Raw genomic sequence first — 13,220 nt, 5'->3', positions numbered from 1 at the left:
CTTCCAATTTCCCCAACGACGATTTTGACCAGTCGGTGTGCGCGACCTCACGACCTGAAACTGTTTCGCCGTATAACTTGGAAAATGACGCATGGTCCGCCATCAGTGTCGCTTTCCCGTCTAGCATAAATTCAGTCACCAAAACCATTAATCACGGGCGAATTCCGAACACTGACGGTTGTTTAATCCAGGGTGCCTTGCAACACCGCCTCCGTCACTTACTGTTCGTCGTTCCCGCCGGTTGAAAGCCAATCTCTGTCAGCACATTGATCAGCCGCTGGCCATCGCTGCGGACACGGTCTGACCATTCGTGGTGGTCGAGATAACCAAGCGCGGACCGCTGGAAAGCGCCCGCCGCCCGAGTTGCTTCCAGCAGGACGCTTCGAGGGATCTGCGGCTCTGCTTGTTCAAATCTGGATACGGCGCTCGTAAATCCCGCGGTAACGTCGCGGCGTTTGGCAAGAGAGTCACGCTCGCCGGTCTGCTCGATCATGCCAGTTTTCACGGGACCCACTTTGAAGGTATCCACGTTCCTGCTCCCAAAGCTGCCGTCGATTTTGTACGGTCTGCTTTGGAAGCAACCTATCGTGCGGAGAATGGTTCCTGATCCCGCGGCCGGCATCATCAGGCCTTAGACATCTGCCTGCAACCGGTAGCCACTGAAAGCCCCAGGTCGTCTTTCCGCTGGGAGGAACGCCCTTCGCCTATTGCGCTTCCTGGAAGCGATCGCTCTCCAATGGACCCCGTGCAGTATCATCCTTACGCTGGTTCGTAGCGATGGAGAGCATCGCTAGGCCCGCACCGGGCAATAGAAGCGGTCGCCCGGACGTCGCTCCCGCTTGGATGCACAAAACTATCGGCGGGGAAGTTCACCGCGTAAGGCAGACTTCTGCCCCGGTCGCAAGCTACCCGATCCAGCAAGATACAGCTCGAAGGCTTCCTGGCGGTCAGCCGAGACCGTCGGTCTGCGGTAAAGTTCGGCGCTCGCCCATCGGTTCGCCAAGGCGAATGGGGCGACCGGGCGCCCACTGACTGTGAAATGCGATGGTGTCCCGCTGAAACAGCGCCACCACAGTCGAACCAAGGAGGAAACGGCCCATCTCCGCGCCCTTTTCCAGTGAAATGCCGCCGTCGGAGTAGGTCCAATTGGTGATTTTCCCGGCTGCTTTCGGTTTGACCACGCCGTGCCACACTGTGGCCATGCTCCCGACGATCGTGGCGCCGACCAGCACCATCACGAATGGCCCGTGGCGCGGCGAGGAGAAGACGCAGACCACCCGCTCGTTTCGGGCGAAGAGGTTCGGCACTCCGCGCGCAGTGACGGGATTCACCGAAAATAGGTTTCCCGGCACATGGATCATCCGTGTGAGTATGCCAGCACAGGGCATGTGTACGCGATGATAGTCCTTGGGAGACAAATACACGTTCGCGAAGCTGCCATGCCGGAACTGGCTCGACAGGCTGGCATCGCCGCCAAGGAGGTCGGTGATACTGAAGTAATGGCCCTTGGCCTGCAGAATACGATGGTGATCGATGGCGCCGAACTGGCTGATCGCGCCGTCCACTGGATTGACAAAATCCGCGCTCGCCAGCGGACGTGCGTCGGGCTTAAGCGCCCGAGTGAAGAAGTCGTTGAAGCTCTCGTAGTGATCAAGATCGGTTTGTATCGCCTCGGTCATATCGACCTCGTACTTGCGTGCAAACCATCGGATGAGCCGAGCCGTCATCGCGCCGCGTTTCGCCCGGGCGACCCTGCCTGCGAGTGCGGTCAGCCCTTTTTTGGGCAGGAGGTATTGGAGCAGGACCTTGGGGCGATCAGACATGATCGCTCGAATGCTAGAGTTACCGCGATGAACCGCAAGGACGAATTTGTTTGAGCCGTCACGGGAAGCCCGGCCCATCTCCTGTAGCTGTTGCTGAGCAGCGTCCTGACGGTCAGGCGATGCTGGTCCCGCCGTTCGCGCCATCGATTATATCCGTAAGGCAGCTGTCTTCCTGCGAGACGGGGAGCACGTAGACAAGATTGATTTGGACCGGCCCGCATCGAAACCCGAGCAGACTGTGCTCACAAATATTCGGCAGATTCGCCAGTCTGCGGATCGCAAGGCAGGTATGTTGCCGAGCTGCCTTCGCTTCCTCGCTTGATAGGACGGCCCCGAAGTCGGCGTCTTCGCCACCGAAACCTTGGCACAGCTGGGGGGGCGGCGGGCGATGGCTCTGAGGCTGGGCGATTTCCTTCTAAGTCATCGTTCTGGTTATAACTTTACGTGAGCAGCCCGGTGTCACCTACCCTTCGATCAAATCTCTTATCCGGGCTGCAATCGCGTCCATCGCGAAAGGCTTGGTAAGGACATGCATTCCAGGGTCGAGATGCCCATGGCTCAGAACGGCGTTCTCTGCATAACCGGTAATGAAGAGGACCTTGAGATCGGGCCGAACAGAGCGAGCAGCGTCAGCTACCTGCCGGCCATTTATCCCGCCAGGAAGGCCGACATCGGTCACCAACAGATCGATGCGCAAGTCCGAGTTGATGATCTTGAGCCCTGCGGCGCCGTCTACTGCTTCGATAGCCGTATACCCGAGCTCAGTCAGTACCTCCCCGACGAGCATGCGGACGGTTGGTTCGTCGTCAATGACAAGAACCGTCTCGCCCTCTTCAGCCCGCGGTAGGTTGTAGGCGTCTATGGGGGCGTCTTCGGTCTCCGTCTCGCCAAGGTGGCGCGGCAGATAGACGCACACCATCGTTCCATCGCCGACTTCGGAGTAGATGGACACCGAGCCGCCGGACTGCTTCGCGAACCCATAGATCATGGACAAGCCGAGCCCGGTCCCCTCGCCGATCGGCTTGGTGGTGAAGAATGGATCGAACGCCCTGGCAATCAAGTCAGGCGGCATCCCGGTCCCGGTATCGGAGACGCAAAGGGAAATGTATTGGCCTGGCTCGAGCCCACGCTGCTCGGCGCCGCGGTGGTCCATCCATCTATTGGCGGTCTCGATAGTGATCTTGCCCCCATCCGGCATGGCGTCGCGGGCATTGATGCACAAATTCAGAATAGCATTCTCGAGCTGGCTAGGGTCGATCAGGCTCGGCCACAACCCCGCCGCATTCACTGTCTCGATCATGATCGCGGGGCCCACAGTGCGTTGGATCAGTTCCTCCATGCCGGACACCAACTGACGTACGTCGGTGGGCTTCGGCGTCAGCGTCTGCCGGCGTGAGAAGGCAAGGAGGCGGTGCGTCAGCGCCGCTGCCCGCCGGGCGGCGCCCTGAGCTGCCCCGACGTAGCGCTCGACGTCGGTCATCCGTCCTTGAGAGATGCGCGTCTGCATCAATTCCAGGCTCCCGGAAATGCCGGTCAGCAGATTGTTGAAATCGTGTGCAAGGCCGCCAGTAAGCTGGCCCACAGCTTCCATCTTCTGCGACTGGCGAAGCGCATCTTGCGTAGCGATCAGATCGGCAGTTCGATCGGCCACCCGTTGCTCGAGTGTTTCATTGATCTCGCGTAGGGCGTTCTCGGCTCGTTTGCGTTCGGTCAGATCCAGCATGGCGCCGATCATACGCAAAGCCTGGCCTTGCTCATCACGAACTATGTGGCCGCGGTCAAAAACCTCCGCGAAAGTCCCGTCAACCCGCTGAAAACGATACTCCGCTGCCCATAGATCGTTGCTCCCGTCGATCACGGCGTGGATTGCCGTATCGACCCTCTCGCGGTCGTCGGGATGGATGTGCGAGATCCACCAGTCGTCCGTTGGCTCAACGTCGTCCTCAGCGTAGCCAAACAAGACGCGGATGGCTTCATTCCAATCGACATGGTTGGTGGCAAGATCCCAATCCCATATCGCATCATTGGTAGCCTTCGCGGCCAAGCGATAACGGAGCGCAGTCTCTTCGAGAGCCGCTTCTGCGGCGCGCCGAGCAGTCTCGTCCCGCGCGATCTTGATGAAGCCCGTGACTTCTCCGCGGCTGTCATGCAGCGGGCGAACCGAGCCGTTGGCAAAGAACCGAGAGCCATCGCGCCGCACATGGAAGCGTTCATCATTCGCGCAGCCTTGGGCGCGTGCGGTCGCAAGTTCTTGTGCCGGCACCTGGGTAGCCCGATCTTCTGGCATAAAGAGGATTTCCGCGTTCTGGCCGCAAATTTCCTGCGCAGTCCAGCCAAAGACGGTCTCCGCTCCCGGCGTCCAGTCGACGATCGTTCCACCCGCGTCTGTCGTGAAGATAGCGTGATCCTTCACCCCCTCGACGATGCGCCGGCTCCGCTCTTCGCTCTCACGAAGCTTCACGCGGGCTTGATGGGCCTGCGTAACGTCATGCCCTTCCACGAAGATGCCCGTGGCCTTGCCGGCGTCATCGAGGATGGGCTCGTAAATGAAGTCCAGGAACCGCTGGCGCGAGCGCCCGTCCGGTCCTTCGAACTGAATGGGGCTTTCTTCAGCGACAAAACGTTCGCCGCTGGCGTAAACCTGATCGAGCAGTTCGAAGAAGCCTTGGCCAGCCAATTCCGGCAGCGCGTCCCGGACGCTCATGCCAACGAACGCGCGATCGCCTGTAAGCCGCCGATAGGCAGCATTGACGAATTCAAATTTGTGTTCCGGCCCGTCCAAAATGGCGATGAAACCTGGCGCTAGCTCGAACAGTCGGCGCTGGCGGTCGGTATCCGCAAGGCGGCGCCGTTCGCCCAGGATCTGGTCGGTTATCTCGATGCAGGGGCAGAAGAAACCGGCAACCAGTCCGGCTTCATCTCGCACCGGGGTATAGGAAAACGAGAAATGGGTTTCTTCCGGGTAACCCTTGCGTAGCATCAAGAGTTCGATGTCGTCCATGTGGACCGGCACGCCGGCGTAGGCCTGGGCTACGATCGGCTCGAGATCGCCACGGATCTCGGCCCACACGTCCAACACGTCGCGTCCCAGGGCTGCGGGATGCTTGCTGGAAAGGATCTCGGCATACCCATCATTATAAAGCAGCGTACGCTGAGTACCCCAGGCGATGAACATCGGTTGATTGGCTGTGAGCAGCACCCCCACAAGCGTCTTCAGCGGCTGCGGCCAATGCGCAGGGTCCCCTAAAGGTGTCGCTGCCCAGTCGAACGAGCGCATCAGCGATCCGGTTTCGCCCCCGTCCGTCAGGAAGTCAGTGGGCGTCGGGCTAAGCTGTGGATTCGAGGTCATGGTTGGACAACGCTCCGCCGCTCCCAAAGTCCCCAGGCCAGTCGCGCACCCACCCTAACGATCGGCGACCAAATCCCGGATGTGAGAAATGAGTTCCTCGCTCATCCACGGCTTCGAAATGAATTGTCCGGCATCCGGAACCTCGGCGTCCGAAAGTTCATGGCGTCCTGAGGTCAGCAAAAGCCGGATATCCGGCCAACGCTGGTGGACGACCCGAGCTAAATCCAAGCCATCCATGCTTCCTGGCATGTCGACGTCCGAAAACAGCAGCAAGACATCCTCATGTGCCTGCAGAATACGCAGCGCCTCGTCGGCGTCAGCCGCTTCGAGCACCTCAAACCCGGCATCCTCCAAAATCTCCGCGCTTACCATGCGTATTAGCGTTTCGTCTTCGACGACAAGAATACGGGTCTTCACTTCGTCCTGCGGCATTTTCCGGCTCTCCTGTCAGGCGATGCCTGACCTATGGAAATGCCGGAAGCGCGAACTGGTTCACGCGCGTTTATAAATCAGGCGGGTAGGCACGTATCGTTACGGTCCCGCGATGCTCCTTGCCAATTTATGCGGTCGCATAACCTACCGGCTTATGGAATTCGGCGATGGTGGGGTCGGCATCCTGCCTTCCGGTTCTATCAGCCGAAAGAGCGACCCTCAGAGGCGGAACGGCGTTTGTCCAAGTCTCCGGCCGCTTCCACGTCCAGAACAAAATCAATCCCGGCCCTGTCCCTCATGCCGACCAAGAGGACATAATCTAACCCCGCCAGTCGCCTCATGTTAGTAACGGTTCGTCGCAAATTTTGCAGCGCGCCAAACATAGTATAGGGCGCGTGCATGATGTTGGATTGACATCGGCCTGGAGAAACGAGGGTCGTGTCACATGGTGTCTGACATCCGCCACTGCGAATTAATGGTTCAGCGCGAAGAGCAAAGGGCCGCAGAGGCCCCAACGCCTGAGGCCGCCGAAAGCCATCTTCAGTTGGCAATGCTGTACCGGACTCAGTGCAAAATTCTTCGAGATCGCTTCCAAGACGAAGGACCGCCGGCCGCGGCTGATGACAGCCCTTCCGGTTAGCGTCGACGGAAAACGCCCAGCAAATTGTTCAAAACATAAGTTAGAGCACTGCCGCGCAATTATGTTGGCCCCAGCCTAATTGCCCATGTTAAGGTGCGTGATCGCCAGGCCGTTATAAGGTTTGCCGGCGACTGAGAGATGCGTGTGCTCCCGCCTGACGGGAGTAACATATGACGGCCTCTCCTCTGGACCTTATGGTCAGTAAGCTCAGTACCAGGACGCACCTGAATCAAGATGACCGGCGCGCAATCCTGAAGCTGCCGTTTAGCCTAAGGACGTACCAAGCTCCTACATATGTGGTCAGGGAGGGCGAACCGCCAAGGCAACATTGCGACTTCATCCAGGATGGCTTCGCGTACCGTCAGAAACTGACGGCGAATGGCGCTCGGCAGATCGTTACGATTCACTTGCGTGGCGACTTTATCGATCTCCAGCATCTGTTTCTCAACATTGCCGATCACAACGTGCAGGCGCTCACGGAACTCACCGTCGTCGCCATCGAACGCGACGCGTTGCAAACTATCGCGCTGGAGCGGCCTGCGGTAGGCAAAGCCATGTGGATTGATGCGCTCGTCGATTCCTCAATCTATCGGGAGTGGGTCATGAACGTGGGGAGGCGCGATGCCCGGACACGCATCGCGCATGTGCTCTGCGAAGTATGGCTGCGCATGAAGGCTGCGGGCTTCGCCGTAGAAGATGGCTTTGAATTGCCTTTAACTCAGGAACAACTAGCAGATGTCGTGGGCCTAACCCCCGTCCATGTAAATCGAACGCTGAAGTCTCTCCAAGACGATGGAGTTCTTTACCGTGACAAACGGTACATGAGCTTTTCTGACTGGCACAAGCTGGCGAGAATTGGCGATTTCAGCGCGCTTTATCTTCATCTAGATCAGGCCATGCCCGGAATCCCAGGGACCGCAGTTAAGTCAGGATGACCTACCTTCGCAGACCCATTGATCCCGCTTACCTGCCAGCGTCATCGCTTCCACCCTCTAGAGATGTCCGCACCGCCCCTGGAGCCGACATTCCGGGCAGGCAGCTAGCGCCCTGAAAATAGAATAGTGATCGGAGAATATCAGCCCCGAATTGACGTACATTCGTCAGATGGCTTCCGGGACTCGCGTGCTATCGCATCGACCCGGTCTTCGCCGGCTACCGTTCCCCATGGGCCCGGCGGGAACCGACGCGGCCTTGTATCAATGAAATTGATCTCGCAAGGCACCCCGGGTGTGGCTCCGCGTTATCGTAAGGAACGCTTGTGCAGGTCGTTTGGGAGAACGAAGTTGAACACCCAGCAAGGATCTCAGACATCGAACTTCAGTAACGCGTTGCCGAACGGTACTGCTTTACTGGTGATAGACATGGTCAACTGCTTCGATTTTCCCGGCGCAGACATACTCAAGCCGGAGGCGCAGAAAGCCGCGTTGGCTATTTCACACCTCCTCAGTGAAGCTCGCCGGGGCGGCTACCCGATTATATATGTGAACGACAACTTCGACCAATGGCATTCCGAAAAGTCCAAGCTTATCGAGACGGCACAAGCCGAGGCAGATAGTCCTGAGCTGGACGCCATTTGGCCCCGCGACGGCGACTATTTCATCATCAAGCCGCAGTTTTCCGGCTTTTACGCCACTAATTTGCCGGTCCTGTTACCAAAATTGGGCATCTCTAAGCTCATTCTGACAGGGGTGGCGACCGACATCTGTGTCCTTTTCACAGCTGCGGATGCACATATGCGAGACTATCGGCTGTGGATTCCAAAGGACGCGGTGGCGGCCGAGTCGAAGGAGAAGGGCGAATGGGCGCTCGAAGTTATGCGAGACTCCATGAAGGCAGAAGTCTCGGCAACAACTCACCTCACGATTGCCGACTGGTCGGGGAAATCGTTCAACTCCAATTAGACTGAATGACTGACCGGCTGACGCCGGTAGGATCATGCGGCGGGGCTGAAGCCATCCTTGTGGGTATGCTTTTCGAGATACCGCATGATGATGTCATCGGTGATGTTGCCGGAGGTAGTCGAGAAGTAGCCGCGTTGCCAGAAGCGTTGCCCCCAATACCGCTTGCGGATGTGCTCGAACTCCTGCTGGATTTTCCGTGACGATCGCCCCTTGGCACGGCGGACGAAATCGCTGACGGAAACGTGCGGCGGGATTTCGACGAACATGTGCACGTGGTCCTTCGACAGTGCCCCATTGATGATCGTCACGCCCATCTCGGCGCAAACTTGCCTGATAATTTCCCGGACCCGCAGGCGCACGTCGCCATGGAGCACCTTGAAGCGATACTTGGGTGCCCAGACGAGATGATAGCGATGATGGAATGTCGTCGTTTAATCGCAGCTCCGTCAAGCGCAGGCCGACACTTTTTGATCAACTGCCGGTTTCTCATAGATAGGATCGTAAACGTGGGCGCTCAGTTGTGCCTGGAATATCGTTTGTCGGGTACAGGGTCGTTTACGCGGTCGAGACATGCCCGCCGCAGGATAGGTCTTCGAAGGCGGGATCTTCCAATGTGTGACACGCACTTTGCCGCCACGGCCGCAAATGCCTCGACATTAACGGAATGATCCTGTCCGCGTCCCGACAGGGACGGATTCTCACGTCCACATGGGCGCAAGCGATAGCGAAGGTCTGCGCAGCATATGATGTGTCTTACCGGCCGGCCACTCAATTCACGCATCGGCGCGGACCGATTGCTGGAACAACTCACCTGTTCGTAGCATGGTGTGCATGATCACGGAGAGCTTACGTGCGACCGCGACCGCAGCGCGCTTGAAGCCCACCTTTTCCCAAAGCCTGAGCCCCCAAGTCCGCAGGGCGCTATCGGTTGTGGTGCGCGTCAGGATCACGGTCGCCGCTTCATACAGTAGTCCGCGCAGATAGTTGTCGCCGCGCCGGGATATATGACCATCATAGTCCACCTCACCCGACTGATAGCGCCTGGTGGTCAAACCGATCCAGGCGCCTACCGAACGCGACTTTCTGAAGTTCTCAGGATCTTCAATCGCAGCCACGAAAGACGAGGCCGTCACTGCGCCAACGCCCGGAATCGACGTCAGCAGCCGACACTGCTCGCTCGTGCGCGCTGTAGTGACCAGCTGCTTGCTCAATTCGGTGGCGCGAGCCCGCAGGCCCCGCCAAGCTTCAAGCAGCGGCAGGATAATCTGCTCAAGCCCCGCGTTATCGCGCAGTAGTTGACGCACATGGCCTTCAAACACACTACCGCCACCCTTGGGCACGACGAGCCCGAACGTCTTCATCAAACCGCGGATCTGGTTTGATAACTGGATCGTCATCTTGAGCATCTTCTGACGAGCCCCCACCAGCGTGCGGGTCAGCATGCTGTCGAAGCCCTTCACGCGCACCTCGCGGTAAAAACCGACCTCGGCGAGTTGCGCGAGACCATCCGCGTCGTTCGCGTCGGTCTTGTTCGGCGCCATATCAAGCGCTGCCTTGGCATGGCGAGCATCAATGCAAATCGCAGGAACGCCTTCCTCCTTCAGCGCATGATAGAACCAGACTGACAACGGCCCCGTTTCGAACACGACACGTTCGGCCTGCGGCGCACGTTTGCGCAGGACCTCGGCTATCAGTTGAGGGTCGGAAGGGCACTTGCCCCGCCAGATCCGCCGGCCATCTTCGCGCACTGAGACAAAGGTGTCTTTCAAAGATACGTCGAGCCCGATAAACTGCTTCAAGGTTGTCCTCCGTTGATGCTGGGCCCGGTGTCGATCGTGAGCCCGCTTTCATCCTATCGGGGGGCAACCACCCTTCCAACGCATCGCAACCGCGCCGGAGGTCCTGCCCCGCGATTACCCTATGTGTGACAACCGCTCTTGTAGCGCATAGCCTGTAACCTCGGGAAAAACGGAAGACTTACGCCCTTCAGGCGGTCTTCCGTTTTTCCCGAGGTTACAGGCTTGCACGCGAGTCTACGGCTGAAGCCAGTATCCGACTGGAAGTCGGAGGGGTTCCTCCCCGAAAGAGGACTCTAAACGACTTATCAGGCCTCCATAATGTCGAACTAATTCAGGCCCGTGTATTCCTTCTCGCCACTCTTTTTCTCCTGCTCCATCACCTTAACATGCGCAATGTTGTAACCTACAAACGTAACTGCCACGATGGCCAGAACGATACCGATCACAGCTACCGCAGCGCGTCCTTTTCGCTTGGCACTCGGCAGATCGGATTTTTCGCGACGCGTATTCATGAGGCCTCCGTCTGATTGCACGCTGGGGTCGACCAATTCGCGATTGCGTCGGTCAGGCACAGCCCTTGCCAGCAAGGGCTGTGCCCGTTTGGAATTCGTCAATCGCCCTTCGATCCAGAATTCGTATTGCCGCCTGGCTTGAGTTCTTGATCGCCGAGCTGGCCGCTGCCGTGATAACCCATTGTCGACTGGCCGCCGTGACCCATCAATGTGTTGGCGAAGTCTTTGCGCTCGGCATCAGACTTGCCGGTATGCGGGTTTGGATAGGGAGCGCCCGCGTCACTGCCATCGCTGGCGCCCCACTCGCCTTGTGTATTCACGCCGTCCGGCGCGCCAGGTCGGCCGTCATGCGGCATGGCTTGCAAGGCATGACCGGACGACGAGCCCCAGTCCGCATGCGTAGTGCTGCGATGGGTCTCATCGATCTGCAGCTTACCCCCACTCTGATAGTGGTTGAATTCCTCCATAAAGCGCTCGGACATTCGGGATTTTTCGTCCGGGGGAAGCTTGTCGCAGAGCGCTGGCAGCCACGTTCCCTCTTCCTGATACATGTGCTGTTGCAGAGCTCCTTCAATGTGCCCCAGCTTTTCCTGAAATTCCTCGGACATCGGATCCAGTTTTTCCAGCTTGGCCAACTGGATTTTGGTCATCGAATGCTCTTCGTACGCCATAACGGCATGGGTCTTGCTCTCATATTCAGATATGTCCGGATAGAGCACAGCCTCCTCGGCCATCGAATGCGCAGTCAGCAACTGAGCCAGTTCCCGTACACCCCATCGCCGGTCTTGCGGGTTGTTAGCGTTCCTGACCTCCGTGATCAGCCTTTCTATTCGCTTATGGTGGTCGAGGACCGCTCCAAGCCATGGTTCGGACGTCGCCTTTACTTCAGCGAGACGACGGGCTTCGGCGCGTGCGTGATCGGATGCGGCGGGCGTGACCGCGGCGGCTATCCTATCTATAAAAGACATCGAGCTTCTCCGTTACTCGGGCTGGCATCTACCGCGATGTACGAAGATCAGACGTAACGATCGCTTCCAGGCGGCGGCTGCCCTGCCGGTTCATATAGGCCGAACATGGACCAATGGCCTTCGGTTCCAACCGACGGCAAGCCAATTGTAAGGATGAGACGCGCCGTTTCATGCCTCAGCCAAGATCCGGAAGAAACGAGGGTGTGTGCCCTTGCCAGAATATGGTCGAGCCTGAAGCTTGCGCCGCAAAAATACGCGGCACCGACAGCACGAAGGCGATTTACCTCCAGTCCGATGCGGCCCGGCTTATTCCGGGCCGAAATTTCGCGAAATGCGGGAGCCCGACTCGGATGAAGCGCATTCTTAGGCTATGACAAAATTTCAAAAGCGGCGACTGGCTCTCGTCCTCGCGGAATCCACGGTTCAACGCCACTGGCAGGAGCGCGAGCTCGCGCGCGAGGGATATGAAGTTCGCTGCTTCCAGAAAGCGTGGGACGCGTTGGCGATGTTTGGCACCGAGATGCCCGACATCGGGGTAATCGGCCAGGCGCAGGATACTGAGTGCCTTGAGTTATTGATCGAGGATCTCGAACGCTACGGGGTGCCGGTAACTGCGGTAGAACCTTTCCGAGACGCGATGCCTCCGGACAGGGCCCTGCTTTTCTCACGGACACGTGGCCGCGCACCGCAATGGCATCACGCTTGAAGCCTATGGGGCGGTCAGCGGATTTTTACGCGGCTGCTGCGACATTTCGATACGTTGTTTCAGAGGACTACCAATGTTGGACTTCAGACAAGCCACCGCTCAAACCGAAACCGATTTGTACTTTTCTGACCAGTTCCAGCAGTCGCTTGCGACCTGGAATCGCAAGCGACTGGCACCCCAGTTTCCTGACGCGGATTGGATGCAATCGCTCAAAAATGACGCGCAGATGCAGATCATTGAGGGCGAATTCCTCGAGCACCTCCGCGGCTTGGTACAGGAGAGGGCAAGTCTCGCACCTACTGAGGCCGATGATTTTATCGACTGGTTTGAGGGGCTTAGCGATACCGGGCCGGGACAGAACGATACGCTATTCCCGTGGTTGGCTGAACAAGCGTCCCGCGAAGACCTGCGATGGTTCTTTGAACAGGAAGCTGCCGGCGAAGCAGGTTTCGACGATCTCGTTGCCATGACTCAGATTAAGCTTCCGAACCAGGCAAAGCTCGAACTCGCCCAAAACTATTGGGACGAGATGGGCTGCGGAAATGCAAAGGGCATGCACGGCCCGATGCTGCAGATCGTCGCGGAGGCCCTCGACGTGGACCCAACGATCCAATCGACCGTCCCGGAAAGCCTGGCGTTGGCCAACGCGATGACTGGGATGGCTTCCTCACGGCGATACGCGTGGCATTCCGTAGGTGCCCTTGGCGTAATCGAGCTCACCGCGCCCGGTCGCTCGGCCTTGGTAGCGAAAGGTCTGCGCCGTATCGGCCTGTCTAATCGCCAGCGACGATATTTTGATTTGCATGCCGTCCTGGACGTCAAGCATAGCGAGACATGGAACCGTGAGGCTCTGCGCCCGCTGGTCGAAGAGGACGGCCGTCGCGCAACGGCGATCGCTGAAGGCGCCTTGATGCGGCTGCTTTGTGGTGAACGGTGCTTTGATCGCTACCGCGCTGAGCTTTGGGACAATGCGACAACCCTGGCGGCTTGAACGGCATATTCTAAAGCGATCGCCGTCGAAAGCCAGATGTCGACGAGCGCCGTGTTCGCATTCCGTCCGCCGCTACCGCTCATCGCCGCCGGCGCACGG

At 58.4% G+C, this 13,220-nt stretch carries 11 protein-coding genes and 1 pseudogene; 4 read left to right on the top strand and 8 right to left on the bottom strand.

Features of this window, described 5'->3' with window-relative positions:
• Nucleotides 1-214 precede the first annotated feature (214 nt).
• The 4 genes from HWN72_RS19855 to HWN72_RS19840 form a co-directional block, all read right to left on the bottom strand.
• Nucleotides 215-529, bottom strand: coding sequence for a hypothetical protein (locus tag HWN72_RS19855; protein ID WP_211151124.1), 315 nt, complete (start codon nt 527-529; stop codon nt 215-217).
• A 418-nt stretch (nt 530-947) separates the two neighbouring features.
• A complete protein-coding gene (asd, locus tag HWN72_RS19850) occupies nt 948-1,823 on the bottom strand; it encodes an archaetidylserine decarboxylase (protein ID WP_211151123.1) in 876 nt (291 codons plus the stop codon).
• Between the two features lie 463 nt (nt 1,824-2,286).
• A complete protein-coding gene (locus HWN72_RS19845) occupies nt 2,287-5,172 on the bottom strand; it encodes a PAS domain S-box protein (RefSeq protein WP_248006162.1) in 2,886 nt (961 codons plus the stop codon).
• A 54-nt stretch (nt 5,173-5,226) separates the two neighbouring features.
• Complete coding sequence (locus HWN72_RS19840; RefSeq protein WP_211151122.1) at nt 5,227-5,604, bottom strand: response regulator; 378 nt, start codon at nt 5,602-5,604, stop codon at nt 5,227-5,229.
• Nucleotides 5,605-6,414: 810 nt separating this feature from the next.
• Between HWN72_RS19840 and HWN72_RS19835 the strand changes: the two genes are divergently transcribed.
• Together HWN72_RS19835 and HWN72_RS19830 are read left to right on the top strand one after the other, a co-directional pair.
• Nucleotides 6,415-7,179 carry a Crp/Fnr family transcriptional regulator gene (locus HWN72_RS19835; protein WP_211151121.1) on the top strand — a complete coding sequence of 255 codons (765 nt, stop codon included), beginning with the start codon at nt 6,415-6,417 and terminating at the stop codon, nt 7,177-7,179.
• A 348-nt stretch (nt 7,180-7,527) separates the two neighbouring features.
• On the top strand, nt 7,528-8,145 hold the full coding sequence (locus HWN72_RS19830; RefSeq protein ID WP_248006161.1) for an isochorismatase family cysteine hydrolase: 618 nt from the start codon (nt 7,528-7,530) through the stop codon (nt 8,143-8,145).
• 32 nt (nt 8,146-8,177) lie between these two features.
• Here HWN72_RS19830 and tnpA read toward each other — a convergent pair.
• The 4 genes and pseudogenes from tnpA to HWN72_RS19810 form a co-directional block, all read right to left on the bottom strand.
• Nucleotides 8,178-8,573, bottom strand: a pseudogene (gene tnpA, locus HWN72_RS19825) (IS200/IS605 family transposase); the annotation flags it as partial.
• A 345-nt stretch (nt 8,574-8,918) separates the two neighbouring features.
• Entirely contained in the window at nt 8,919-9,944 is a 1,026-nt protein-coding gene (locus HWN72_RS19820; RefSeq protein ID WP_211151119.1) for an IS110 family transposase, read from the bottom strand.
• A gap of 326 nt (nt 9,945-10,270) precedes the next feature.
• The gene (locus HWN72_RS19815; RefSeq protein ID WP_211151118.1) at nt 10,271-10,456 is read right to left on the bottom strand and encodes a hypothetical protein; all 186 of its coding nucleotides are present in this window, start codon (nt 10,454-10,456) and stop codon (nt 10,271-10,273) included.
• Nucleotides 10,457-10,554: 98 nt separating this feature from the next.
• Complete coding sequence (locus HWN72_RS19810; protein ID WP_211151117.1) at nt 10,555-11,424, bottom strand: hemerythrin domain-containing protein; 870 nt, start codon at nt 11,422-11,424, stop codon at nt 10,555-10,557.
• A gap of 370 nt (nt 11,425-11,794) precedes the next feature.
• Here HWN72_RS19810 and HWN72_RS19805 point away from each other — a divergent pair, with 370 nt between their 5' ends.
• Nucleotides 11,795-12,130 (top strand): hypothetical protein, encoded by a 336-nt coding sequence (locus tag HWN72_RS19805; RefSeq protein ID WP_211151116.1) that lies wholly within the window; start codon nt 11,795-11,797, stop codon nt 12,128-12,130.
• 73 nt (nt 12,131-12,203) lie between these two features.
• Complete coding sequence (locus tag HWN72_RS19800; RefSeq protein ID WP_211151115.1) at nt 12,204-13,121, top strand: iron-containing redox enzyme family protein; 918 nt, start codon at nt 12,204-12,206, stop codon at nt 13,119-13,121.
• The last annotated feature ends 99 nt before the right edge of the window (nt 13,122-13,220 follow it).

Source organism: Novosphingobium sp. HR1a (assembly GCF_015594425.1).
Classification (GTDB): Bacteria; Pseudomonadota; Alphaproteobacteria; order Sphingomonadales; family Sphingomonadaceae; genus Novosphingobium; species Novosphingobium resinovorum_A.
This window is presented reverse-complemented; position numbering and strand designations above follow the sequence as displayed.